22 protein-coding genes are annotated in these 23,404 nt (G+C 62.8%); 7 read left to right on the plus strand and 15 right to left on the minus strand.

The genetic code is table 11. The features are described from left to right. Positions 1-15: 15 nt before the first annotated feature. Positions 16-885, plus strand: a complete 870-nt coding sequence (locus tag AC2FL1_RS07905) for an acyl-CoA thioesterase (protein WP_496876543.1) — start codon at positions 16-18, stop codon at positions 883-885. Here AC2FL1_RS07905 and AC2FL1_RS07910 read toward each other — a convergent pair. From AC2FL1_RS07910 to AC2FL1_RS07920, 3 genes are all read right to left on the minus strand, one after another. Then, positions 882-1,652, minus strand: coding sequence for an SDR family oxidoreductase (locus AC2FL1_RS07910; protein ID WP_496876544.1), 771 nt, complete (start codon positions 1,650-1,652; stop codon positions 882-884). The two genes, AC2FL1_RS07905 and AC2FL1_RS07910, sit on opposite strands and share 4 nt — an antisense overlap. Before the next feature lie 218 nt (positions 1,653-1,870). Beyond that, a complete protein-coding gene (locus AC2FL1_RS07915) occupies positions 1,871-3,619 on the minus strand; it encodes a SulP family inorganic anion transporter (RefSeq protein WP_496876545.1) in 1,749 nt (582 codons plus the stop codon). 142 nt (positions 3,620-3,761) lie between these two features. Then, positions 3,762-4,988, minus strand: a complete 1,227-nt coding sequence (locus AC2FL1_RS07920) for an acyl-CoA dehydrogenase (RefSeq protein WP_496876546.1) — start codon at positions 4,986-4,988, stop codon at positions 3,762-3,764. A gap of 98 nt (positions 4,989-5,086) precedes the next feature. Between AC2FL1_RS07920 and AC2FL1_RS07925 the strand changes: the two genes are divergently transcribed. Then, the gene (locus AC2FL1_RS07925) at positions 5,087-5,998 is read left to right on the plus strand and encodes a LysR family transcriptional regulator (protein ID WP_496823584.1); all 912 of its coding nucleotides are present in this window, start codon (positions 5,087-5,089) and stop codon (positions 5,996-5,998) included. A gap of 16 nt (positions 5,999-6,014) precedes the next feature. Here AC2FL1_RS07925 and phoB read toward each other — a convergent pair whose 3' ends face one another. From phoB to AC2FL1_RS07975, 10 genes are all read right to left on the minus strand, one after another. After that, positions 6,015-6,704 (minus strand): phosphate regulon transcriptional regulator PhoB, encoded by a 690-nt coding sequence (phoB, locus tag AC2FL1_RS07930; protein ID WP_011047684.1) that lies wholly within the window; start codon positions 6,702-6,704, stop codon positions 6,015-6,017. Between the two features lie 15 nt (positions 6,705-6,719). Next, positions 6,720-7,421 carry a phosphate signaling complex protein PhoU gene (gene phoU / locus AC2FL1_RS07935; RefSeq protein ID WP_496876547.1) on the minus strand — a complete coding sequence of 234 codons (702 nt, stop codon included), beginning with the start codon at positions 7,419-7,421 and terminating at the stop codon, positions 6,720-6,722. A 17-nt stretch (positions 7,422-7,438) separates the two neighbouring features. After that, positions 7,439-8,236 carry a phosphate ABC transporter ATP-binding protein PstB gene (gene pstB / locus AC2FL1_RS07940; RefSeq protein WP_496876548.1) on the minus strand — a complete coding sequence of 266 codons (798 nt, stop codon included), beginning with the start codon at positions 8,234-8,236 and terminating at the stop codon, positions 7,439-7,441. Positions 8,237-8,250: 14 nt separating this feature from the next. After that, the gene (gene pstA / locus AC2FL1_RS07945) at positions 8,251-9,609 is read right to left on the minus strand and encodes a phosphate ABC transporter permease PstA (protein WP_496876549.1); all 1,359 of its coding nucleotides are present in this window, start codon (positions 9,607-9,609) and stop codon (positions 8,251-8,253) included. After that, the gene (gene pstC, locus AC2FL1_RS07950; RefSeq protein ID WP_496823590.1) at positions 9,606-11,066 is read right to left on the minus strand and encodes a phosphate ABC transporter permease subunit PstC; all 1,461 of its coding nucleotides are present in this window, start codon (positions 11,064-11,066) and stop codon (positions 9,606-9,608) included. Before pstC ends, pstA begins: the two co-directional genes overlap by 4 nt. Before the next feature lie 72 nt (positions 11,067-11,138). Further along, the gene (locus AC2FL1_RS07955; RefSeq protein ID WP_496823592.1) at positions 11,139-12,167 is read right to left on the minus strand and encodes a substrate-binding domain-containing protein; all 1,029 of its coding nucleotides are present in this window, start codon (positions 12,165-12,167) and stop codon (positions 11,139-11,141) included. Positions 12,168-12,380: 213 nt separating this feature from the next. Beyond that, positions 12,381-13,427, minus strand: coding sequence for a sensor histidine kinase (locus tag AC2FL1_RS07960; RefSeq protein ID WP_496876550.1), 1,047 nt, complete (start codon positions 13,425-13,427; stop codon positions 12,381-12,383). 15 nt (positions 13,428-13,442) lie between these two features. Further along, positions 13,443-13,967: a gamma carbonic anhydrase family protein gene (locus AC2FL1_RS07965; protein ID WP_496876551.1), complete on the minus strand. Its 525-nt coding sequence runs from the start codon at positions 13,965-13,967 to the stop codon at positions 13,443-13,445. Further along, positions 13,964-14,605, minus strand: coding sequence for a guanylate kinase (gene gmk, locus AC2FL1_RS07970; protein ID WP_496876552.1), 642 nt, complete (start codon positions 14,603-14,605; stop codon positions 13,964-13,966). The genes AC2FL1_RS07965 and gmk overlap by 4 nt, the downstream gene beginning before the upstream one ends. An 18-nt stretch (positions 14,606-14,623) precedes the next feature. Beyond that, a complete protein-coding gene (locus AC2FL1_RS07975; protein ID WP_496876553.1) occupies positions 14,624-15,514 on the minus strand; it encodes a YicC/YloC family endoribonuclease in 891 nt (296 codons plus the stop codon). A gap of 247 nt (positions 15,515-15,761) precedes the next feature. Here AC2FL1_RS07975 and AC2FL1_RS07980 point away from each other — a divergent pair, with 247 nt between their 5' ends. After that, on the plus strand, positions 15,762-16,454 hold the full coding sequence (locus AC2FL1_RS07980; RefSeq protein WP_496876554.1) for a PAS domain-containing protein: 693 nt from the start codon (positions 15,762-15,764) through the stop codon (positions 16,452-16,454). A 75-nt stretch (positions 16,455-16,529) separates the two neighbouring features. On the opposite strand, the gene AC2FL1_RS07985 is transcribed toward AC2FL1_RS07980, so the two are convergent. Next, complete coding sequence (locus AC2FL1_RS07985; protein ID WP_496876555.1) at positions 16,530-17,900, minus strand: class II 3-deoxy-7-phosphoheptulonate synthase; 1,371 nt, start codon at positions 17,898-17,900, stop codon at positions 16,530-16,532. Between the two features lie 171 nt (positions 17,901-18,071). Between AC2FL1_RS07985 and AC2FL1_RS07990 the strand changes: the two genes are divergently transcribed. After that, entirely contained in the window at positions 18,072-19,076 is a 1,005-nt protein-coding gene (locus AC2FL1_RS07990) for a GlxA family transcriptional regulator (RefSeq protein ID WP_496823603.1), read from the plus strand. Positions 19,077-19,183: 107 nt separating this feature from the next. Here AC2FL1_RS07990 and AC2FL1_RS07995 read toward each other — a convergent pair whose 3' ends face one another. Next, a complete protein-coding gene (locus tag AC2FL1_RS07995) occupies positions 19,184-20,296 on the minus strand; it encodes a PQQ-dependent sugar dehydrogenase (RefSeq protein ID WP_496876556.1) in 1,113 nt (370 codons plus the stop codon). 159 nt (positions 20,297-20,455) lie between these two features. Here AC2FL1_RS07995 and AC2FL1_RS08000 point away from each other — a divergent pair, with 159 nt between their 5' ends. From AC2FL1_RS08000 to AC2FL1_RS08010, 3 genes are all read left to right on the plus strand, one after another. Then, a complete protein-coding gene (locus AC2FL1_RS08000; protein ID WP_496876557.1) occupies positions 20,456-21,649 on the plus strand; it encodes an ABC transporter substrate-binding protein in 1,194 nt (397 codons plus the stop codon). Between the two features lie 138 nt (positions 21,650-21,787). Further along, the gene (locus tag AC2FL1_RS08005; RefSeq protein WP_234170370.1) at positions 21,788-22,576 is read left to right on the plus strand and encodes an ABC transporter ATP-binding protein; all 789 of its coding nucleotides are present in this window, start codon (positions 21,788-21,790) and stop codon (positions 22,574-22,576) included. Further along, positions 22,573-23,403 (plus strand): ABC transporter ATP-binding protein, encoded by an 831-nt coding sequence (locus AC2FL1_RS08010; RefSeq protein WP_496823609.1) that lies wholly within the window; start codon positions 22,573-22,575, stop codon positions 23,401-23,403. The genes AC2FL1_RS08005 and AC2FL1_RS08010 overlap by 4 nt, the downstream gene beginning before the upstream one ends. Position 23,404: the final 1 nt, after the last annotated feature.

Consider the following 23,404-nt stretch of genomic DNA (forward strand, 5'->3'; position numbering starts at 1 on the left):
GCCGGAGGATGCGATATGACCGATGCGGAACACCAGCTGCTCGACCTGCTCGATATCGAGCGGTTGGAGGTGGATTTGTTTCGTGGCACCGGGTCGGGGGGTGAAACGCCGACCCGCATCTATGGCGGTCAGGTCATTGCCCAGGCGCTGGCCGCGGCCTATCGCACGGTCGAGGATCGGCTGTGCCATTCGCTGCATGCCTATTTCATCCGCCCCGGAGACCCATCCATTCCCGTTATTTATCAAGTAGATAGAGCGCGTGATGGAGGTTCCTTCACAACCAGACGGGTGGTGGCCATTCAACATGGTCGCCAGATCCTGAACCTGTCGGCCTCGTTCCATGCGGGCGATGACGGCTGGGATCATCAGCATCCGATGCCCGAGATTTCCGGCCCGGAAACCCATCCGACGCGACAGGCTTTGCAAGAGCGTTTCATAGACCGTATCCCGCAGAAATACCGCGCCGAATTCACCCGCGCGCGTCCCATCGAAATCCGCGAGGTCGAGCCGCGCGACATGTTCGAGCCGATCCCGACCGACGACCGTCATTACCTGTGGTTCCGGATGGGGGCGGCAGCCGGGGCAGGGCCGGCGATGCAGCATCTGCTGCTTGCCTATGCCTCGGACATGGGGTTGCTGGGCTCGGGCCTGCGCCCGCACGGGCTCAGCTGGTATACCCGTCAAGTGAACGGCGCCAGCCTGGATCATGCCATGTGGTTTCACGCGCCGATCCGGTTCGAGAACTGGCATCTTTACGCGATGGACAGTCCCTGGACCGGCGCCGGGCGCAGTTTCAATCGGGGCAAAATCTATGCCGAGGATGGCACGCTGGTGGCCAGCGTGGCACAGGAAGGGTTGATGCGGCGGCTGAAATCCGAAGGTTAAAGCTTGCCGCCGAATTGCCGGTTCAGCTTGCGCATGCCGCCCAGCCAACGGTCGTAATCTGCTGTTTTCATACGGATATAGTCCAGAACCTGCGGATGTGGCAGCACCAGAAAACGCCGATCGCGGATGGCCTGAACACAGGCCTCGGCCACGTCCGAGGGTTCGAGCAGTCCGTCCAGCGCCGCCACCGATTCCTCATGCCCGCGCGTCATTTCCGAGCGGACCGCCTGCGGACACAGAACCGACACGCCGATCCCGTCATCGCCATAGGTCATCGCCAGCCACTCGGCCAGACCAACCGAGGCGTGTTTGGTGACCCCATAGGGTGCCGCACCAACCTGATTAAGCAGACCCGCCGCCGAGGCCGTGTTGAGCAGATAACCACCACCGCGCGCGATCATGCGCGGCACCACGTGACGGGCCGCCCAGACCTGAGACATCACGTTGATCTCCCAGATGCGTTGCCAATCGGCGTCCGGCGTCTCGATGCCACCGATGGTCAGAATACCGGCATTGGAACAGAACAGGTCGATGGGACCGATTTCAGTTTCCACATGTTCGATCATTGCTGCGATATCAGCCTCGCAGCTTACATCGCAGCGCAGGGCGACACCGCCGACAGCTTGGGCGACATCCTCGGCGCCTTGCAGGTTCAGGTCAGCACAGACCACGCGTTTCGCACCCTCGGTGGCGAAACGCTCGACCAGACCGCGCCCGATCCCGCTGGCCGCACCTGTGACAACGACGATCCTGTCTTTGATTTCCACAGCATTCTCCCATGTTGTGCATCGGCAAAGACGCTAATAATCAAAGTGATAAGGAGTCACCCTGAAGTATCTTTGCCGATTTGTACGCGTCATTTGTCCACTCTTTGGCGCTTACGCTAGCGTAGGCTCAGTGCCGTGCCAATCCGGACAAACACTGTGACGTCCCGGCATTTGGGTGAACGTTAATAAAACATAATACCGATTATAAGAATACCGTATCAGGCAAATCTGGCCTGCTTCGATCTAAGTGCAGCAAAGGCGTCGTATTGCGACAGGAATACCCGCCCTGTCAGTTCTTCAAGAAAATGACTGCGGGCCAGACGGTCCATCACCGGCCCTTTGACCTCGGACAGATGCAGTTTGACACCCAGATCGCCCAGCCGTCGGTTGATCGCCTCAAGCGATTCCAGCGCGCTGAAATCGACCTCGTTCACGGCCGAGCACATCAGAATTACGTGGCGCAAGGTGTCGCGGTCGCGCAGGACCCGGTTCAGGATCAGGTCCTCCATCCGGCGGGCATTGGCGAAATAGAGGCTCTCGTCTATGCGCAGCGTCACCACGGCGGGATCGGTTTCTACCTTGTGGCGCAGGATGTTACGGAAATGCTGGCTGCCAGGCACCTGCCCCACCTCGGCCACATGCGGGCGCGAGGTTTTCCAGACAAAGAGCAATAGCGAAATCAGCACGCCGCTGGCCACGCCTATTTCAACGCCAGCGAGCAAGGTCAGCGCAATGGTGGCAAAGACAGCAGCGAAATCGGCGCGCGAATAGGACCAGGCCCGCGACAGGATCGACAGATCGACCAGCGACAGCACCGCCACGATGATGGTAGCGGCCAGCGTCGCCTTGGGCAGAAAATACAGGAGCGGTGTCAGGAACAGCGCAGCCACCAGCAGGCCCACGGCTGTAAAGGCTCCTGCCGCAGGCGTTTCGGCCCCGGCATCGAAATTCACCACTGAGCGCGCGAAACCTCCTGTCACCGGGTACCCGCCAGACAGCGAAGACGAGATATTGGCGGCTCCCAGCGCGATCAGTTCCTGATTGGGGTCGATACGCTGTTTGCGTTTGGCAGCAAGGGTTTGCGCGACGGAAACGCTTTCGACATACCCGATAATCGAGAGGAGCGCAGCCGGGCCGATCAGCGCCGGTATAAGGCCCCAGTCTACACTCGGAAGGCCAAAGGGCGGCAGACCCATTGGAACCTCACCCACCACGGCAACGCCCAGCGACGGCAGGTTCAGCACCCAGGCCGCAAGCGTTGTGCCAATGACGGCAAAGATCGGTCCAATCCGCGCCAACGTGGAGGCGAGAGCCTTCGGCAGGCCGCATTTTTCATGCAGAACGCGCGCTAGTCCTTTGCGAACCCAAAACAAAAAACCAAGAGCGACTAGGCCTGTCACCAGCGTTGCCAGATTGACCTGTCCCAGATGCCGCGCCAGATCGAGCAGGATTTCGGGCAGAGTATGCCCATGCACCTGCACGCCAAGGATATGTTTCAACTGGCTCGCCGCGATCAGCAGGCCCGAGGCGGTTATGAAACCCGCGATCACCGGATGGCTGAGGAAATTTGCGACGACACCCAGCCTTAGCGCGCCCATCGCCAGAAGCATCGCGCCCGACAACAGCGCCAGCACCCCCGCAGCGGCCACGTATTCGGGAACGCTCGACAGGTTCAGTGGCGCCAGCGCCGAGGCGGTCATCAGCGAGATCACCGCCACCGGCCCCACCGCCAGCGCCCGGCTGGTACCAAACAGCGCATAGGCCACCAGAGGCAGGATCGAGGCGTATAGCCCCACCTCGGCCGGCAGACCCGCCAGCAACGCATAGGCCAGCGACTGCGGGATCAGCATCACGGTCACGATGACGGCGGCGATCAGGTCACCACTCAACTCCGCTCGGCCATAACTGCGGCCCCAGTCGAGGATCGGCAGATAGGTCCGGGCCAGCCCGCGTATGCGTTGATTCATCCCTGTCCCCTGCCCGATCCGTGCCAGCTATACATATTCACGTAAGCTTATATGAATGAAACACGGCGAATGTGAAGGGGGCCAGATGAAAAAAGCGCGAGGCTTGAGCCCCGCGCCTTTGATTTCAAAACCTGAGGGAGAGTCAGAAAAATGCCTGCAACCCGGTCTGTGCCCGGCCCAGGATCAGGGCGTGCACGTCATGGGTGCCCTCATAGGTGTTCACCGTCTCCAGGTTCACCATGTGGCGAATTACCTGGAACTCCAGGCTGATGCCGTTGCCGCCATGCATGTCGCGGGCGTGGCGCGCGATTTCCAGCGCCTTGCCGCAGTTGTTACGCTTGACGATCGAGATCATCTCGGGCGCGGCCTTGGCCTCGTCTATCAGGCGGCCGACGCGCAGGCTGGCTTGCAGGCCCAGCGCGATCTCGGTCTGCATATTGGCCAGTTTCAGCTGGAACAGCTGGGTCTGGGCCAGCGGGCGGTTGAACTGTTTGCGGTCCAGGCCGTATTGCCGCGCGCCGTGCCAGCAGGCCTCGGCGGCGCCCATAACGCCCCAGCTGATACCATAGCGGGCACGGTTCAGACAGCCGAACGGACCTTTCAGGCCCGAGACATGCGGCAACAGTGCCTCTTCGCCCACCTCGACACCGTCCATGACGATCTCGCCGGTGATCGAGGCGCGCAGCGACATCTTGTTCTCGATCTTCGGTGCGCTCAGCCCCTTCATGCCCTTCTCCAGCACAAAGCCACGGATCTTGCCGTCATGCGCGTCAGACTTGGCCCAAACGACAAAGACATCGGCGATCGGCGCGTTCGAGATCCACATCTTGGTACCGGTGAGCCGATACCCGCCGTCGGTCTTGATGGCGCGGGTCTTCATACTGGCCGGGTCCGACCCGGCATCGGGCTCGGTCAGGCCGAAACAGCCGATCCATTCGCCGCTGGCGAGTTTAGGCAGGTATTTCATCCGCTGCTCTTCGCTGCCATAGGCATAGATCGGGTACATCACCAGCGAGCTTTGCACCGACATCATCGAGCGATAGCCGCTGTCGACACGCTCGACCTCGCGCGCCACCAGGCCATAGGTCACATAGCCCGCGCCGATGCCACCATATTGTTCGGGGATGGTGGTGCCCAACAGGCCCATTTCACCCATCTCGCGAAAGATCTCGGGGTCGGTATGTTCGGTCTGGAACGCTTGCGTGACGCGCGGTTGCAGCTTTTCCTGCGCATAGGCGCGGGCGGCATCGGCGATCATGCGTTCGTCTTCGCTCAGTTGGTCGGTCAGGCGGAACGGATCCTCCCAGTCGAAACCGCCCAGATCGGGCTTGTCCTTGTCACGCAGGGCGGGCTTGGCGGCGATATCCATCGGGAAAACTCCTGAAATACGGTCTGACGGGACCATATCTTTCCCGAACCGCAAAATACAGCGAGACTTTTGCGGGTTTTCATGAGTAAAACGCATACATGCTGACCTCGCGCAAGTTCTTTCCGTCGATCTCCTCGCTGCGCGCGCTCGAGGCGCTGGACCGGCTCGGCTCGGCCTCGGCTGTGGCCGAGGAACTGGCGCTGACGCAAAGTGCGGTCAGCCGTCAGTTGCAGACGCTCGAAGGACAGATGGGCGTGGAGCTGATCCGGCGCGACCGCAAGCGGCTGTCGCTGACACCGGCGGCGCAGGACTACGTGACCGAGATCCGAGAGGCGTTGAACCGGATCGCGCAGGCCTCTCTTAGGTTGCAGGTGGCGCCGGCGGGCGGCACCGTCAATCTGGCGATCCTGCCCACCTTCGGGATGCGCTGGCTGATGCCGCGCCTTCCCGAATTCTCGCGCCTGCACCCGGATATCACCATCAACATGACCACCCGGCTGCGCCCGTTCAACTTTGCCACAGAACCCTTTGATGCTGCGATTCATTTTGGCGAACCAGATTGGCCTGGCACCGACCGGCTGCTGCTCAAGTCGGAGCGGGTGCTGCCGGTCTGTGCGCCGGGCCTGCTGCCACATGGGGCGCCAAAATCGCCCGGCGACCTGCTACGTCTACCGCTGCTGCATATCCAGACCCGCCCGCGCGCTTGGCAGGACTGGTTTGCGCAGATGGGGGTCGCCTGCCCCGAAACGTTGCCCGGCACGCTTTACGACCAGTTCGCCACCATCGGACAGGCGGCGCTGCACGGGCTGGGGGTGGCGTTGTTGCCGAATTACGTGGTGGAACAGGACCTGGCCACCGGGCGGCTGGTCGCCGCCTATCCCGACGCGGTCGAAACCCTGGGCGCCTATTACCTGGTCTGGCCACGCGCGCGCGGCAACGACCCGTCGCTGCGCGCCTTTCGCCACTGGCTGGCGGCGCAGGCCGAGCCCGAGGAGGGCCTGCCGCGCTAGACGCCCCCTGCCCGCCTCAGCCCAGCGCGTAACCCGCGCCGCGCACCGTGCGCACCGGATCGTCTCCGCCATGCTGGGTCAGCGCCTTGCGCAGCCGTCCGATATGCACGTCGACGGTGCGGGTATCGACATAGATGTCACGGCCCCAGACCCGGTCCAGCAGCTGTTCGCGGCTCCAGACCCGGCCCGGTTTCTCCATGAAGGTCGACAGCAGCCGAAACTCGGTCGGGCCCAGCTTCAGCGGCTTTTCCGAGCGGCTGACCTTGTGGGTTTCGGCATCCAGCACGATATCCTCGTATTCCAGCCGCAGCCCCACGGTCGAGGGGCGGACCCGGCGTAGCTGGCTGCGCACGCGGGCCATCAGCTCGACCACCGAATAGGGTTTGACCACGTAATCGTCGGCGCCGGTTTCCAGCCCGCGGACCTTGTCCACCTCTTCGCTGCGCGCCGACAGCATGATGACAGGGATGCTGCGGGTCTCGGGCCGGGTCTTCAACCGCCGGCAGACCTCGATGCCACTCAGGTTCGGCATCATCCAGTCCAGCACGATGATATCAGGCGTGTCCTCGTCGACCAGCAGCATCGCCTCTTCGCCGTTCTCGGCGCGGATCACGCGAAACCCCTCGGCCTCGAGATTATAGGCCAGCACCTCGCGCTGCGCCATTTCATCCTCGACCACCAGAACGCTGGGTTGATCGGCTGACATCTGTCCCGTGCCTCCTTACGCGGTGGTTGACGTCACATCGCCCTTGGGGCGCATCTCGTCGGGGCGGTTGCCGGTGACGAGATAGACGACCTGCTCGGCGATCGAGGTGACATGGTCGCCCATGCGCTCGACATTCTTGGCGATGAAATGGAGATGCATGCAGGGAGTGATGTTGCGCGGGTCCTCGGCCATGAAGGTCAGGAACTGGCGGAACAGCGCGTTATACATCTGGTCCACCTCGTGGTCGCGCTCGATCACGTCGGCGCCCAGTTCGGCGTCGCGCTGGATATAGGCATCCAGCGCATCCTTGAGCATCATTTCAACCTCGCGCGCCATCCGGCGCAGGGCTGCGGCGCTGTCTCCCACCTGCGGCTGATCGACCAGCACCGTGGTCCGCTTGGCGATGTTCTTGGCGTAATCGCCGATCCGCTCCAGGTTCGAGGCGATTTTGAGCACCGTCAGCACCAGCCGCAGATCGCCTGCCGTGGGCGCGCGCAGCGCGATCAGGCGCGCGGTTTCCTGGTTGATCAACTCTTCCAGTGCGTCGATCGCCTTGTCGCCGGCGCGCACCTCGTTCGCCAGTTCCGCGTCGCGGGTTTCCAACGACCGGGCCGAAGCCATGATCGCGGCCTCGACCAGGCCGCCCATCTTCATGATATGGGCCTGGATCGCCTCCAGATCCCGGTCATAGACCGAGGTGATATGTTGTTGAGCCATGTGTCCTGCTCCTGTCCTCAGCCGATGCGGCCGGTGATATAGCTTTCGGTCCGGGGGTCTTCGGGATTGGTGAAGATCTGGCCGGTCTCGCCGTATTCCACCAATTGGCCGAGGTGGAAAAAGGCGGTTTTCTGGCTGACCCGAGCGGCCTGCTGCATCGAGTGGGTAACGATCACCACCGAATAGTTCTGCCGCAGCTCGTCGATCAGTTCCTCGACCTGGGCGGTGGCGATCGGGTCGAGCGCCGAACAGGGCTCGTCCATCAGCAGTACCTCGGGCTCGGTGGCGATGGCGCGGGCGATGCACAGTCGCTGTTGCTGGCCGCCCGACAGGCCGGTGCCCGGTGCGTCCAGCCGGTCCTTGACCTCTTCCCAGATGGCGCCGCGGCGCAACGCTTGCTCGACCAGATCGTCCAGTTCCGCCTTGCTCCGGGCCAGTCCATGAATGCGCGGACCATAGGCCACGTTGTCATAGATCGACTTGGGGAACGGGTTCGGCTTCTGGAATACCATGCCGACCTTGGCGCGCAACTGAACCGGGTCGACCCGCTTGTCATAGATGTCCTCGCCATCCAGCATGAACACACCTTCGACGCGCGCCACCGAGATCGTGTCGTTCATCCGGTTCAGGCAGCGCAAGAACGTGGACTTGCCGCAGCCAGACGGCCCGATGAAGGCGGTGACGGTCTTGTCCTCGATATCGACGTTCACGTCCTTGATCGCGTGCGTGTCGCCATAATAGACCTGACAGTCGCGGCATTCCATCTTGATTTCTTTGGTTCCCACGGTTCTCTCCAGTCGAGACATGTCGTTCATTTTGTCGCTCTCCTTTACCAGCGGCGTTCGAACCGGCGGCGCAGTATGATTGCCAGTGCGTTCATGCACAGAAGAAAGACGAGCAGTACGATAATGGCACCCGATGCCCGTTCGACAAAGGCCGGATCACCACGTTGCGTCCAGTTGTAGACCTGAACCGGCAGCGCCGAGGCAGGGTCGAAGAACCCCTCCGGCGGGCCCGCGGGAAACTCGCGGACAAAGGCAACCATGCCGATCAGCAGCAGCGGCGCGGTTTCCCCCAGGGCCTGTGCAAGGCCGATGATGGTGCCTGTCAAGATGCCAGGCGCGGCCAGTGGCAGGACATGGTGGAACACCGACTGCATCTTGGACGCCCCTACCCCCAGCGCCGCATCCCGGATCGACGGCGGCACCGCTTTGAGCGCGGCGCGCGTGGCGATGATGATCGTCGGAAGCGTCATCAACGTCAGAACAAGGCCGCCGACGATGGGCGCCGATTGCGGCAGTCCCGCCATGTTGATGAAAATCGCAAGGCCAAGGATACCGAACACGATAGACGGTACCGCGGCCAGGTTGGCGATGTTCACCTCGATGGCATCCGTGAGCCAGTTCTGCGGCGCGAACTCCTCCAGATAGACCGAGGCTGCAACCCCCAGCGGCAGTGCCAGCAGCAGCACGATCATCATCATGTAGAGCGACCCCAGGATGGCAACGCCCAGGCCGGCGGCTTCCGGACGTGTGTCCGAAGCATCAGGCGCCGTGAAGAACTGCCAGTTGAAACCGGTTCGCAGCAATCCGGCCTCCTTCAGCTGATCGGCCAGCTGCAACTGCGCGGGCGAGATGTTCCGGTCAAGCTCGGCCGAGGCCATGGTGACGCGACCCTTGTAATAGCCATCGATCCGGCCCGAGGCGAGCACCTTGAACTGTACCGTCTCGCCGATCTGGTCGATGTTGTTCAGCACATAGTTCCGCAACTGCGCCGGCGCTTCCTTGGACACCAGCTCGGCGGCATCCTTCTTGTTGATACCCTCGACATTGATACTGGCCTGTTCCATGGCCTGCTCCATCGCGTTCGCGATCAGCGGCGCATAGCCAAAGGTCGTCACCTTGGCGATCTTGTCCGGGTTGCGGTCGCCCGCCTTGTCAAGTTTCGCCGGGTCCAGAAAGACATCCACCGTGATGAAGGTCTGGCTGAAGGCCGAGACCCCGTTCGAGATGATCGAACCCAGCAGACCCGCAAGGCAGAGCACACCGAAGATGACCGCGGCCAGCCCCATCATCCGGAACCGGTTTTCGGCCGAGTTGCGTTTGCGTGTCCGCGCGTCCTTGTCGAACAGCGATCCGGCATGCCGCCTGGGGGATGCCCCGATTGAATTCGCGGTTGCGTCGGTCATTCGTACTGCTCCCGGTATTTGCGCACGATGTAGAGCGCGAGGACGTTGAGCCCGAGGGTAAAGACAAACAGGGTGAGACCCAGGGCAAAGGCCACCAGGGTTTCAGGGCTGGCGAACTCGGTATCGCCAGTCAGCTGACTGACGATCTTCACGGTTACCGTTGTCATCGCCTCGAACGGGTTCAGGCCCAGCTTGGCGGCAGCACCCGCCCCCATGACCACGATCATGGTCTCGCCGATGGCCCGGCTGGCCGCGAGCAGAATGGCGCCGACGACCCCCGGCAACGCTGCCGGCAGGATCACCTGGCGGATCGTTTCGGATTGCGTCGCACCCAGACCGAAGGACCCGTCACGCATGGATTGCGGCACCGCGTTGATGATGTCGTCCGACAGGGAACTGACGAAGGGGATCAGCATGATGCCCATGACCAGACCGGCGGTCAGCACCGACGAGGACGAATTGCCCAACCCCATCGGCTGCGCGATCCAGTCGCGCAGGAACGGCCCCACGGTGATCAGTGCGAACAGGCCGTAGACGATGGTCGGAATACCGGCCAGGACTTCGATCGCGGGTTTTGCAAAAGCCCGCATCGTCTTGCTGGCATATTCCGCAAGATAGATCGCGATCAGCAGCCCGATCGGTACCGCAAACAGCAGCGCGATGAACGAAACATAGAGTGTCCCCCACAGGAGCGGCAGGATGCCCAGTTCGGATCCACCGCGGAATTGCGGGTTCCAGACCGTCGAGAAGAAGAATTCCCGCGCCGGGTACAGCTTGAAGAAATGGAAGGTCTCGAACAGCAGAGAGGCGACAATACCGGCTGTCGTCAGGATCGCCACCAGAGAGGCGCCGACAAGCAGGGAAAGAACGAAGCCTTCGCTGACGTTGCGTGCACGCCGGTCGGGGGAAACGCGCGACATGGCAAGGAGCGTGCCTGCGGCACACACGGCCAGGACCAGAGCGCTCATCAAGAGCGATGCCGTCTTGTTCGCCTTGCGATAGTCCTTGGCCGCCTCGAACACCTGCACCGGCACTTCCGCGCCGAGCGCAATGCCGACACTCGCCAAACGTGCACGAATGTTGGTGAAATCGGCGCGCATCTGATCAAGCTCTGCCTCGGACATCCCACCATCGGTCATCAGCGCGTCAAGCCCGCCGGCGATACGCCGCACGTCGGCCATCACCAGGCTGCGGGCGCCACCTTCCGGGATCACGCTGTCGGGAATATCGGCGCTGATGCGGCCTTCGATCAGGATCGGCTGCATGAACAGCCATGCCACCATCAGCAGCAGGGCCGGAACGGCCGAGAACAGAAATACCATCTGTCCATAATAACCCGGCAGGGAATGCAGCCTCTTGCCGGAACTCGCGGAGAGAGACAGGGCGCGCTGCCTCCCGAGGAAATAGCCGAGCACGGCGATGCCGAGCACGATCAGGGTAATGATGCTGACGCTCATCTTGCTCTTCCGCAGAGGGAGTAAAAAAGACCGACGGCGTCGCGCGGGCGCCGTCGGCCATTGGGGCTTTGCTTAGTTCAGCGGGCCCATCGGGGTCCGGTTGGCAACGGCTTCCTGGGTTGCTGCCAGTTCCGGGTCAGAGACCAGGCCATATGCGGACAGCGGGCCATCGGGGCCGGCGATCTCGTCGGAGACGAAGAATTCGATGTACTCCTGCAGGCCAGGGATCACGCCCAGGTGTGCGTTCTTGACGTAGAAGTACAACGGACGCGACACCGGATATTCACCCGAAGCGATCGATTCAACCGAGGGAACCACGCCGTCCATGGTGGCAACGACCAGCTTGTCGGTGTTGTTCTGGTAGAACGACAGGCCGAACACGCCGATGCCGTTCTTGTTGGCGTCGATGCGGGCCAGGGTCTCGGTATAGTCGCCGTCGATGTCGATCGACGCGCCGTCGGTGCGCAGTGCGTTGCAGCCCTTGGCTTTTTCGTCGCCCGCGGCCTTGAACAGTTCTTCGGCGCCGGTGGCTTCACAGCCAGCGTGGATCACCTTGTCGTCGAACACTTCACGGGTGCCGTGCTTGGTGCCCGGGATGAAGGCCAGGATCGCCTGATCCGGCAGGGCCGGGTTCACGTCTTTCCAGGTCTTGTTCATGTTGTCGACCAGAGCGCCGTCCTTGACCACCTTGGCGGCCAGGGCGTTGTACCAGTCGGCCGGGGTAAAGGCGAAGGTTGCGCCGTTGATGTCAGAGGCGAACACGATGCCGTCATAGCCGATGCGAACCTCCTGGATCTCGGCCACGCCGTTCGAGGCGCACAGGTCGATGTCCGACTGCTTGATGCGCGAAGACGAGTTGGCGATATCGATGGTGTTTTCGCCAACACCTTCGCAAAGCTTCTTGCGGCCAGCACCCGAACCGCCCGATTCCACGACCGGTGTCGGGAATTCAAAGTTTTCACCAAACGCTTCGGCAACGATGGCGGCATAGGGCAGAACGGTAGACGAGCCGGCGATCTGGATCTGATCGCGGGCAGCGGCAGCGGTAGCCGAAACAGCAGCAATTGCCAGGGCCGAAGCCGACAGTTTCACAAAGGACATTGCAGTCTCCTTGACAGCGGTAATCTAGTGATCATCCCCATGATGATCTCGGGCCGACTTCTAGGGGTCGTGCATGAGGCTTTTGTGACGGGTATGTAACAGGGATATGACAAAGCCAGGATTTGTGACGGCAAGTTTGCATGACAGCCATGTGACAGAAGCATGACGTCGCTGTTGCAGCGGCGGATCATTGCCCGGGGCGACGAGTCGGCGCTATTTCGGCAGAATCACGGTAAAAGTGGTGCCGCTGCCCAGGGTGCTTTCCACCCGCATCCGGCCACGATGGCGGTTAACGATATGCTTGACGATGGCCAGCCCGAGTCCGGTGCCGCCCTTCTGGCGCGAGCGGTGGTTGTCGGCGCGATAAAAGCGCTCGGTCAGGCGCGGCAGGTGGACCGGATCGATACCTGCCCCCTTGTCCGAAACCTGGATACGGGCGGCGGGGCCGCGCACCGCGGGGTCACGCTCGGCCTCACTGAGGGTGACGCGCACCTCGCCGCCGCTGCCGCCATATTTGATCGCATTCTCGATCAGGTTGGTCAGGACCTGGCGGATCTGGTCCTCGTCTCCGGGCACAATGACCGGGGTCTCAGGACCGGTGCTGTGCAGTTCGACCCCCGCCTCGGTTGCCAGCGGGCGCAGTGAATTGAGGGTCGAAGCGATCTGCGCCTTCAGATCCACCGCACCACGGGGGCGGACCCGCTCTTCGCTTTCGACCCGGTTGAGCGACAGAAGGTCCCCCACCAACCGGTTCATCCGCCCGGCCTCCTGCTCCATGATGCCCAGGAACCGGTCCTGGGCGGCAGGATCGTTGCGCGCCGGGCCGCGCAGGGTTTCGATGAAGCCCATGATCGCGGTCAGCGGCGTGCGCAGCTCGTGGCTGACATTGGCGACGAAATCGCGCCGCATCTGCCCGGCCTGCTCCATTGGGGTGACGTCGGTAAAGCTGACCAGCACCGCGCCGCCCGCAACCGCGCCGATTCCCTTCACATAGCGGCAGGCCACCTCGAACGTGGTGTCCTGTGCGCCGTCATTGGCCAGATGGCGGCTGCGGCTGGCGCCCTTGTCGCGCAGGGAGCGCTCGATTGCCTCGATCACCTGCGGCTGGCGCAGGATGGTGGCATAGTGCCGCCCGACGATCTGCTGTCCCAACAGCGTCTGCGCCTCGGTATTGGCGGCGATGATGCGTTCAGACTGATCGACCAGCAGGGCCGCCAGTGGCATGGCGGCCAGAAACTCTTGGTTCTGATCCTCGGGCATCGTGGCGTTCCCGAGTCAGTCGACCACGGTCAGGCTGTCGCGGAACCGGCGCATATTGTCCTGATAGTGCTTGGCACTCCAGGCGATGCGGGCGACGGCGGCCTCGTCAAGCTGGCGCACCACCTTGCCGGGCGCCCCCATCACCAGCGAGTTGTCGGGGATTTCCTTGTTCTCGGTGATCAGGGCACCAGCACCGATCAGACAATTGCGGCCGATCCTGGCGCCATTCAGCACGGTTGCGCCCATGCCGATCAGTGAGTTTTCCCCGATGGTGCAGCCATGCAGCATGACCTTGTGGCCAATAGTGCAATTCGCCCCGATGGTCAGGGGATAGCCCGCGTCGATATGCATGACGCAGTTTTCCTGCACATTGCTCCCCTGCCCGATCCGGATCTCTTCGTGATCGGCGCGGATGGTGCAACCGAACCAGACCGAGGCGCCCTCTTCCAGCACCACCTTGCCGATCAGGTTGGCATCGGGGGCGACCCAGGTGTCGGGATGGATATGCGGGCGGTGCTCGCCCAGGGCATAGATGGTCATGACAGGTCCTCGAATTCACTTTGCAGCTTGCGCACATGTTCTTGCAGCGCCGGTTGCTGGATGCGGCGCATCCGCTCGGCGCTGACAATGGTTTTCAGCCGTTCCTCGGTGGCGTCCAGATCGTCGTTGATCAGGACATAATCGTAATAGCCCCAGTGGCTGATCTCGTCCCAGCTTTTGAGCATCCGGCGCGAGATCACCTCGGCGCTGTCCTGGCCCCGGCTTTCCAGGCGTCGTCGCAGCTCCTTGATGGACGGCGGCAGGATGAAGATCGACAGCGCGTGCTTGCCCAGATCCGAGTTGCGGATCTGAATCTCGCCCTGCCAATCGACGTCGAACAGCACATCCTGGCCTGCCTCGATCGTGTCGCGCACGGGGCCCGCGGGTGAGCCATAGAAATTGCCGAACACGTGGGCATGTTCCAGCATCTCGCCGCGCCGCACCTGTCCCTTGAACTGGTCTTCGCTGAGGAAATAGTATTCGCGGCCATGTTCCTCACCCGGGCGCGGGGCGCGGGTGGTGGCCGAGACCGAGAATTTCAGACCAGGATCCCAGGTCATCAACCGGCGGGCGAGCGTGGATTTCCCCGCGCCCGAGGGTGAGGAGAGAATGATCAAGAGGCCACGGCGGTCTGTCATCTGTCTTGCTTCCTGTCTTTATTCCACATTCTGCACCTGCTCGCGCATCTGGTCGATTACCGCCTTCAGCTCCAACCCTACCCCGGTCAGATCAGCGTTTTGTGACTTTGAACAGAGTGTGTTCGCCTCTCGGTTGAATTCCTGCATCAGGAAATCCAGCTTGCGGCCCACCGCGCCGCCCTGGGTCAGCAGGTCGCGGGCGGCCTTGATATGGGCTTGCAGGCGGTCCAGTTCCTCGGTCACATCGGCCTTGACGGCGAGCATGGCCAGTTCCTGCGCCACCCGGTCGGGATCGGCGCCGTCGCTGTTGCCCAGCACGCGGGCCAGATTGGCGCGCAGGGTTTCGGCCACCAGCGGTTTGCGCGCCTCGGCCAGATCCGCCGCTTGCGCGGTCAGTTCCGCAACGCGGGTCAGGTTGTTTTGCAGAATCTCGACCAGCGCCTTGCCTTCGGTCTCGCGCATTTGCAGGAATGCGGCGATCAGCGGACCCAGTTCGGCCTTCAGCCGTTTCACCAGCGGGGCCGGATCGTCGCCGCCGCCACCGGCCTCCAGCACACCGCGCAGCGCCAGCAGATCGGCCGCGCGCGAGGGTGCCAGCGTCATGCCCCGCGCCATCGCCTGATCCTCGACCTCCGACAGCGCCTCCAGCACCGCAGCCAGCGCCGCGGGGTTCAGAGACAGCGCCGCGCCCTCCTCGCCCCGGCTCAGTCGCAGGCTGAGCGTCACGCTGCCGCGCGTCAGCGCCTTGCCCAGATCGGCGCGGATCGCGGTCTCCAGACCTTCGAGCCATTCGGGCACACGCAGGCGCAGATCCAGCCCCTTGGCGTTAACGCTGCGCAGCTCCCAGCTCCAGCTGAACGGCGCCAATTCGCCGCGCGCCGAGGCGAAACCGGTCATGGATCTGATCATCGCTGCCCTCTCTGGTGGTTCCGGTCCAGCCGGAGATGCCCCCGCACCTAATGCCAAGCCCGCCCCTTGGGCAAGACCCGGCCGGATTTTCGTCAAGTTTTACCCAGTTAACCATTCGTTAAGAATTAGGTCCAAGATTGGGGCAACCCGTGGCAGGTTAACGTTTAGGTAACCTGTCTTAAGCTCAGCCCTTGCCCTGCAGGACGCGAGCCAAGGCAGGAGAACGACGAGCAACAGGGTAACGGTGATGAAGACTTTTTTTGGTGGCAAATTCCGGTCGGGATCCGGGGACAGTGCGGGGAACGTAATCTCGATGGACCGGTTTCGCAGCGGACGTACCGTGTCGCCGCTTCGGCAGGCCGAAGCCTATTGGGCGGCCCTGCGCGACGGTGACGGGGTGCCGCGACGCTCGGACATCGACCCGCGCGGGCTGGAGAACATCCTGGAATACACGTTCATACTGGAACGGATTGCACCCGGTATCGCCCGGTTCCGCCTGGCCGGCAGCCATCTGAGCGAGATGGCCGGGATGGAGGTGCGCGGCATGCCGCTGACCGCGTTTTTCACCGCTGCCGCCCGCTCCGAGATCGGGGCCACGCTGGAACATGTCTTCAACACGCCGGCCATCGCCGAAATGACGTTGAACGCGGAACGGCGGTTCACCGCTCCTCGGGTCGAGGCGCGGATGATCCTCTTGCCGCTGCAAAGCGATTTCGGTGATGTCAGCCGGGCTCTGGGTATCATGATCTCGGATGGGCCGCTGGGCACTGGCGGGCGCCGCTTCGAGATCGCCGGATCGACTCTGCGCGACCTTCCTGCGGCAGCTGACACGGCAACGGAACAGATCTCTGGGCCTGCTGAAACTGTGGGGTTTGCCGAACCACGCACGGGATTTGCGGGCGGCAAGCCGCAGTTGCGCCTGGTTCTGCCCGAGGATTGAAGGAAAACTCGGGGTCACAACGGAAATGGCCCGGGACGATGTCCCGGGCCAATTTGTCTAAAGTCTGATACTGCTTCAGCTCGCGGCGCGGCGGCGCTGATCGGCGCGCAGCCGGGTCAGTTCCTCGGCCACGAGAAAGGCCAGTTCCAGCGACTGGCTGGCGTTCAGGCGCGGATCGCAGGCGGTGTGATAGCGGTCGCTCAGATCCTCGTCCGTCACCGCCCGCACGCCGCCGGTGCATTCGGTCACGTCCTGGCCGGTCATCTCGAAATGCACGCCACCCGGCACGGTGCCCTCGGCCTGGTGCACGGCGAAGAAGTCGCGCACCTCGCGCAGGACCGAATCAAAGGGCCGGGTCTTGTAGCCCGAGGCCGATTTGATCGTGTTGCCATGCATCGGGTCACAGACCCAGGTCACCTTGGCGCCTTCCTCGCGCACCGCCTTGATCAGGCGCGGCAGGTGGTCACCCGCCTTGCCCGCGCCAAAGCGCGCGATCAGGGTCAACCGGCCCTCTTCGTTCTCGGGGTTCAGCTTGGCCATCAGCACCTTGAGATCCTCGGCGGTGGTGGTCGGCCCGCATTTCAACCCAATCGGGTTCAGCACGCCGCGGCAGTATTCCACATGCGCGCCGTCCGGCTGCCGGGTCCGGTCGCCGATCCAGATCATGTGTCCCGAGCCCGCCAGCCAGTTGCCCGAAGTCGAATCGAGCCGCGTCAGCGCCTCTTCATATTCCAGCAGCAGCCCCTCGTGGCTGGTGTAGAACTCGACCGTCGAGAATTGATGCGTGGTATCGGCGGTGATGCCCGCCGCGCCCATGAAGTCGATCGTGTCCTGGATACGGTCGGCAATCTCGGAATATTTCTGCACATCCTGTTCGTCGGTAAAGCCCAGCGTCCAGGAATGCACCCGGTTCATGTCGGCGAAACCACCGGTCGAAAAGGCGCGCAACAGGTTCAGCGTCGCCGCCGCCTGGGTATAGGCCTGCAGCATCTTCTGCGGGTTGGGTATCCGCGCCTCGGGGGTAAAGGCCAGCTCGTTGATGATATCACCGCGATAGCTGGGCAGTTCAACCCCATCCACCACCTCGGTCGGCGCGCTGCGCGGCTTGGCGAACTGACCCGCCATGCGTCCCACCTTGACCACCGGCACCTTGGCGCCAAAGGTCAGCACCATCGCCATTTGCAGCATCACCTTGAACGTGTCGCGGATGCCGTCGGCACTGAACTGGTCAAAGCTTTCGGCGCAATCGCCGCCTTGCAGCAGAAAGGCCTCGCCGCGCCCTGCTGCGCCCAGATGCCGTTTCAGCCGCCGGGCCTCGCCGGCAAAGACCAAGGGCGGATACTGGGAAAGCTGCGCCTCGACTCGGGCCAGTTCGGCCTGATCGGTATAATCGGGCATCTGGACCCGCGGTTTCGCGCGCCAGGTCGATTTTTGCCACTCGCTCATCGCTCTCATCTCCGCAAGGATATTCACAGGGGGCCTCTATACAAAATGACCCGGGCAGAGACCATATCAGATTTGCGCCTCTTGACGTCGCAAACAAGCTCTGAGCAATGTGAATGACAACCCAGCGCAGACGCCCCCGACGTGGCGTCACATAAGGCAAGGAACGCGCGCATGAAAGAGCAACGCCAAGTTGTCAGAGTGGATACCGGCCAGAAGAAGCCGCAGAGGTTTGTCTTTGTCCTGCTCGACCAGTTCACGATGTTGTGTTTCGCCTGCGCTGTCGAGGCGTTGCGCATCGCCAACCGGATGGCGGGACAGCAGCTGTATGAATGGTCGGTCGTGGGCGAAGGCGGCGCCTCGGCGACGTGTTCGAACGGTACGGTATTCAAGCTCGACGGCGATCTGGACGAGTTGCGGCGCGAGGATGTGGTGCTGGTCTGCGGCGGCATCGACGTGCAGAAGGCCACCACGAAAAAGGTGGTCAGCTGGCTCCGGCGAGAGGCGCGGCGCGGTCCGGTGATCGGTGGGCTCTGCACCGCCGGCTATACCCTGGCCAAGGCCGGTCTGCTGGACGGCAAGCGCGCCACCATCCACTGGGAAAACCAGGACAGTTTCATCGAGGAATTCGAAGAGGTCACTCTGACCAAGTCGGTTTTTGTCATCGACGGGCCGCGCATCACGACGGCGGGTGGCACCGCCTCGATCGACCTGATGCTGAAACTCATCGCCAATTCCCATGGCGAAGAACTGGCCAACGCGGTGGCCGATCAGCTGATCTATTCCTCGATCCGCACCGATCAGGACACCCAGCGCCTGTCCACACCTACCCGCATCGGCGTGCGCCACCCCAAGTTGAGCCAGGTCATCCAGATGATGGAGCGCAATATCGAAGAGCCGATTTCGCCCGCGTTGCTGGCCAAGGATGTGGGCATGTCCACCCGCCAGCTGGAACGACTGTTCCGCCGCTATCTCAGCCGCAGTCCCAAGCGCTATTACATGGAACTCAGGCTGCAAAAGGCGCGAAACCTGCTGATGCAGACGGACATGAGCGTGATCAACGTGGCGCTGGCCTGCGGCTTTGCCTCGCCCAGCCATTTCTCGAAATGCTACCGCGCGCATTACAACACCACGCCCTATCGCGAACGCGGCGCGCAAAGCGCGCGGCTGTCGGTCTAGCGTCACGCGCAGCTTGTGTCGCCGCTGCCAGACACAGGCTTGCGTTTTTGACACTAGGGCGCGTTCGTACCAGATGAACGACCTGTAAAAGACGCGGCGAGCAGGGACTAGCCCCCCGGCGCCACGCGATAGACCGCGCCCCGGCCTTCGGAGATGAACCAGATCGTGCCGTCGGGCGCCTCGACGATGTCGCGGACGCGCTCGGTCTCGGGTCCCTCTAGCCGCTCGGCTTCACGCAGGGGGCTGCCGGTCAGTCTGACGATATGGTCGAATTTCAGCGACCCGACAAAAATATCTCCGGCCCAGTCAGGCCAAAGAGCGCCGGAATAGACCAGGAGGCCAGACGGGGCGATTGACGGATCCCAATGGAACTGCGGCTGCTCCATCCCCTCTTTGTGGGTACCTTCGCCAATCTTGGCCCCTGAGTAATGCCGGCCATAAGAGATCACCGGCCAGCCGAAATTGGCACCGGGCCGGATCAGGTTCACCTCGTCACCGCCGCGCGCGCCATGTTCCGAGGTCCAGAGCCGCCCTTGTGCATCCAGCCCCGCGCCCTGCGGATTGCGGTGGCCCAGCGACCAGATCTCGGGCCGGATACCGCTTTGTCCCACAAAGGGATTGTCGGCGGGAATGCTGCCGTCGGGATTGATGCGGATAACCGATCCTTGCGGGTTGCCCGGATCCTGCGCGCTGGCATCGTCGCCGCGATCGCCCAGGGTGACGAACAGCGTCCCATCCGGGGCCTCGACCACCCGGCTGCCGAAATGGCGACCGCCCTGCCCGCCCGGTGGTACCTCGTAGATACGACTGAGACCGGTCAGGCGGCGGTTGTCCTCGGTCAGCCGCGCGACCGCCACCGCCGTTCCTGCACCGCCACCCGCCTGTGGCTGCGCATAGGTGAGGTAAAGCCGCCGGCTAAGAGCGAAATCGCGGGCGAGGGTAATATCCAGCAAACCGCCCTGCCCCGCGACCCGCACCCGAGGCAGGCCGGCGACCTCGCTCTTGCGGCCCTGTGCGACATGCACCAACACACCGTCCCGCTCGGTGACAAGAAATCCGCCGTCAGGCAGCGGCGCCACTGCCCAGGGTGACTCCAACCCTTCTACCATGGCTTCGATCCTGAGCGGCCCCGCCCGCGAGGACAGTTCGGTGCTGACCTGCCCGGAGGCAAGCAGGCTTGCTATCATCAGAATCACGCTACCAAGTTGTACGATTGTCATCCCGTTTCCTCCCGTCCACCCAGTCTCAATTCAAGACCAGGATAACCAAAACATCCATGATTTCCGGCACCAAACCACTTTTTCGTTAGGACTTTTCTTTTGGCGACAGCTTGCCTAGGGTTTCGTCAGAACGATTACGTTCCAACAAGGGAGTAACATATGAAAAAGCTTCTCACGGCCACTGCGGCCTCTGCCCTGATGGCAAGCGCGGCCTTTGCCGGTGGTCATGCCAAAGAGGTGAAGATCGGCGTGATTCTGGGCTTCACCGGCCCGATCGAATCGCTGACGCCCTCGATGGCCGATGGTGCCGAACTGGCGATGAAGGAAGTCACCGACTCGGGCCTGCTGCTGGATGGCGCCACCGTGACCTCGGTGCGCGCGGACTCGACCTGCGTCGACGCCGCTGCAGCCACCGCCGCCGCCGAGCGTCTGGTGACCTCGGACAAGGTTGACGGCATCATGGGCGCCGACTGTTCGGGCGTGACCGGTGCGATCCTGTCCAACGTCGCCGTCCCGAACGGCGTCGTGATGATCTCGCCCTCGGCCACTTCGCCCGCGCTGTCGACCGCCGAAGACAACGGCTTGTTCTTCCGCACCGCGCCCTCGGATGCCCGTCAAGGTGTCGTGATGACCGAAGTGCTGATGGAAGAAGGCATCAAGGAAGTCGCGCTGACCTATACCAACAACGATTATGGCAAGGGTCTGGCCGACAGCTTCCAGGCCGCGTTCGAGGCCGCTGGCGGCACCGTGACCATCTCGGCCGCGCATGAAGACGGCAAGGCCGACTATTCGGCCGAAGTGGGCGCGCTGGCGGCCGCTGGCGGCGACCGTCTGGTGGTTGCCGGTTACGTCGACCAGGGCGGTTCGGGCATCGTGCGCTCGGCCATCGACTCGGGCGCGTTCGACACTTTCCACTTCCCCGACGGCATGATCGGCGCCAAGCTCGAAGAGAATTTCGGCAACGAGATCGAAGGGTCGAGCGGCCAGCACCCCGGCACCGACAGCCCGGGCGTTGCCAAGTTCTCGGAAATGGTGGGCGGCGCGTTCGATTCTACCTCGCCCTTCACCCCGGAATCCTATGATGCGGCGGCCCTGATCATGCTGGCCATGCAGGCGGCCAACTCCAAGGACTCGGGCGATTACAAGTCCAAGATCATGGATGTGGCCAACGCACCGGGTGAAAAGATCTATCCCGGTGAACTGGCCAAGGCGCTTCAGATCATCAAGGACGGCGGCGAGGTTGACTATGTCGGCGCCACCGCGGTTGAGTTGATCGGGCCCGGCGAAAGTGCCGGCAACTACCGCCAGATCACCATCGAAGGCGGCAAGATTACCACGGCCAAATACCGTTGATCGCCCCGCGATGAGATGACACCGAACAGCCCGGGCCTTGTGTCCGGGCTGTTTCAATGACAAAAGGCCGCACCTCTTTTTGGGGGATGAGGCAACAACCAACAAGGCCGCAGAAAACAAGCGGCCCCGGGGGAACACATGATCGTCGTCGAAGACGTGCACAAGCACTTCGGCGGATTCCATGCTGTCGATGGTGCGACGCTGGAAATCGCCAAGGGCTCTGTCACCGGTCTGATCGGACCGAACGGAGCCGGCAAGACCACCCTTTTCAACGTGATCGCCGGCGTCCTGCCGCCCACCAGCGGCAAGGTCACCATGGATGGCGAGGATATCACCGGCCTGCCGCCGCACGAGCTGTTCCACAAGGGGCTGCTCAGGACTTTTCAGATCGCGCATGAATTCAGCTCGATGACCTGCCGCGAGAACCTGATGATGGTGCCGGGCGGCCAGTCGGGCGAGACGCTGTGGAACACCTGGTTCGGGCGCAAGCGGATCGCCGACGAGGAACGCGCCCTGCGCGCCAAGGCCGACGAGGTGCTGGAGTTCCTGACCATCGAACATCTGGCCGACCACAAGGCGGGCCAGGTCTCGGGCGGACAGAAAAAGCTGCTGGAACTGGGCCGCACCATGATGGTCGACGCCAAGATCGTGTTCCTTGACGAGGTCGGCGCCGGTGTGAACCGGACGCTGTTGATGACCATCGCCGACACCATCCTGCGGCTCAACAAGGAACGCGGCTATACCTTTGTCGTGATTGAGCATGACATGGATTTCATCGGCAAGATCTGCGATCCCGTCATCTGCATGGCCGAGGGCAAGGTCCTGGCCCAGGGCACCCTGGACGAGATCAAGGCCAATGAACAGGTGATCGAGGCCTATCTGGGCACCGGCCTGAAGAACAAGGCACAGCTGGAGGCAGGCGCATGAGCGACAATCCCTATCAGGACGGTCGCGGCAACAAGGACGCCTCGATCACCAACACCAAGGGCATGGGTACCATGACCCCCGCCCATCGCAAGAGCGGCCCGACCTCCAAGGTCGATGGCGGCCCCTTTCTGATCGGTGACACCATGACCGGCGGTTACGGCAAGGGGCCCGATATCCTGCATGAATGCACCATCGCGGTGAACCCGGGCGAGATCGCCGTAATCGTCGGCCCCAACGGTGCTGGCAAGTCGACCGCGATGAAGGCGGTGTTCGGCATGCTCGACGTCCGTTCGGGCTCGGTCCGGCTGGATGGCGAGGACATCACCAGGCTCACCCCGCAGGACCGGGTGGTCAAGGGCATGGGTTTCGTGCCCCAGACCAACAACATCTTCACCTCGATGACGGTCGAGGAAAACCTGGAAATGGGTGCCTTCATCCGCCGCGACGACATCCGCGAGACCATGGAGCAGGTCTATGACCTGTTCCCGATCCTGCGCGAGAAACGCTATCAGGCGGCAGGCGAGCTGTCGGGCGGCCAGCGCCAGCAGGTCGCCGTGGGCCGGGCGCTGATGACCAAGCCCAAGGTGCTGATGCTGGACGAACCCACCGCGGGCGTCAGCCCCATCGTGATGGACGAGCTGTTTGACCGCATCATCGAGGTCAGCCGCACCGGCCTGCCGATCCTGATGGTCGAACAGAACGCCAAACAGGCGCTCGCCATCGCCGACAAGGGATATGTGCTGGTTCAGGGCCGCAATGCCTTTACCGGCACCGGCAAGGAACTGCTCGAAGATCCCGAAGTTCGCAAATCCTTCCTGGGGGGCTGAG

This window comes from Ruegeria sp. YKSF070 (assembly GCF_059612725.1).

Coding starts and splice junctions, on each gene's coding strand:
- AC2FL1_RS07905 (WP_496876543.1), top strand. CDS start 16: ATGACCGATGCGGAACACCAGCTGCTCGACCTGCTCGATATCGAGCGG.
- AC2FL1_RS07915 (WP_496876545.1), bottom strand. CDS start 3,619: ATGAATCAACGCATACGCGGGCTGGCCCGGACCTATCTGCCGATCCTC.
- AC2FL1_RS07920 (WP_496876546.1), bottom strand. CDS start 4,988: ATGGATATCGCCGCCAAGCCCGCCCTGCGTGACAAGGACAAGCCCGAT.
- AC2FL1_RS07925 (WP_496823584.1), top strand. CDS start 5,087: ATGCTGACCTCGCGCAAGTTCTTTCCGTCGATCTCCTCGCTGCGCGCG.
- phoB (WP_011047684.1), bottom strand. CDS start 6,704: ATGTCAGCCGATCAACCCAGCGTTCTGGTGGTCGAGGATGAAATGGCG.
- phoU (WP_496876547.1), bottom strand. CDS start 7,421: ATGGCTCAACAACATATCACCTCGGTCTATGACCGGGATCTGGAGGCG.
- pstB (WP_496876548.1), bottom strand. CDS start 8,236: ATGAACGACATGTCTCGACTGGAGAGAACCGTGGGAACCAAAGAAATC.
- pstA (WP_496876549.1), bottom strand. CDS start 9,609: ATGACCGACGCAACCGCGAATTCAATCGGGGCATCCCCCAGGCGGCAT.
- pstC (WP_496823590.1), bottom strand. CDS start 11,066: ATGAGCGTCAGCATCATTACCCTGATCGTGCTCGGCATCGCCGTGCTC.
- AC2FL1_RS07955 (WP_496823592.1), bottom strand. CDS start 12,167: ATGTCCTTTGTGAAACTGTCGGCTTCGGCCCTGGCAATTGCTGCTGTT.
- AC2FL1_RS07960 (WP_496876550.1), bottom strand. CDS start 13,427: ATGCCCGAGGATCAGAACCAAGAGTTTCTGGCCGCCATGCCACTGGCG.
- AC2FL1_RS07965 (WP_496876551.1), bottom strand. CDS start 13,967: ATGACCATCTATGCCCTGGGCGAGCACCGCCCGCATATCCATCCCGAC.
- gmk (WP_496876552.1), bottom strand. CDS start 14,605: ATGACAGACCGCCGTGGCCTCTTGATCATTCTCTCCTCACCCTCGGGC.
- AC2FL1_RS07975 (WP_496876553.1), bottom strand. CDS start 15,514: ATGATCAGATCCATGACCGGTTTCGCCTCGGCGCGCGGCGAATTGGCG.
- AC2FL1_RS07980 (WP_496876554.1), top strand. CDS start 15,762: ATGAAGACTTTTTTTGGTGGCAAATTCCGGTCGGGATCCGGGGACAGT.
- AC2FL1_RS07985 (WP_496876555.1), bottom strand. CDS start 17,900: ATGAGCGAGTGGCAAAAATCGACCTGGCGCGCGAAACCGCGGGTCCAG.
- AC2FL1_RS07990 (WP_496823603.1), top strand. CDS start 18,072: ATGAAAGAGCAACGCCAAGTTGTCAGAGTGGATACCGGCCAGAAGAAG.
- AC2FL1_RS07995 (WP_496876556.1), bottom strand. CDS start 20,296: ATGACAATCGTACAACTTGGTAGCGTGATTCTGATGATAGCAAGCCTG.
- AC2FL1_RS08000 (WP_496876557.1), top strand. CDS start 20,456: ATGAAAAAGCTTCTCACGGCCACTGCGGCCTCTGCCCTGATGGCAAGC.
- AC2FL1_RS08005 (WP_234170370.1), top strand. CDS start 21,788: ATGATCGTCGTCGAAGACGTGCACAAGCACTTCGGCGGATTCCATGCT.
- AC2FL1_RS08010 (WP_496823609.1), top strand. CDS start 22,573: ATGAGCGACAATCCCTATCAGGACGGTCGCGGCAACAAGGACGCCTCG.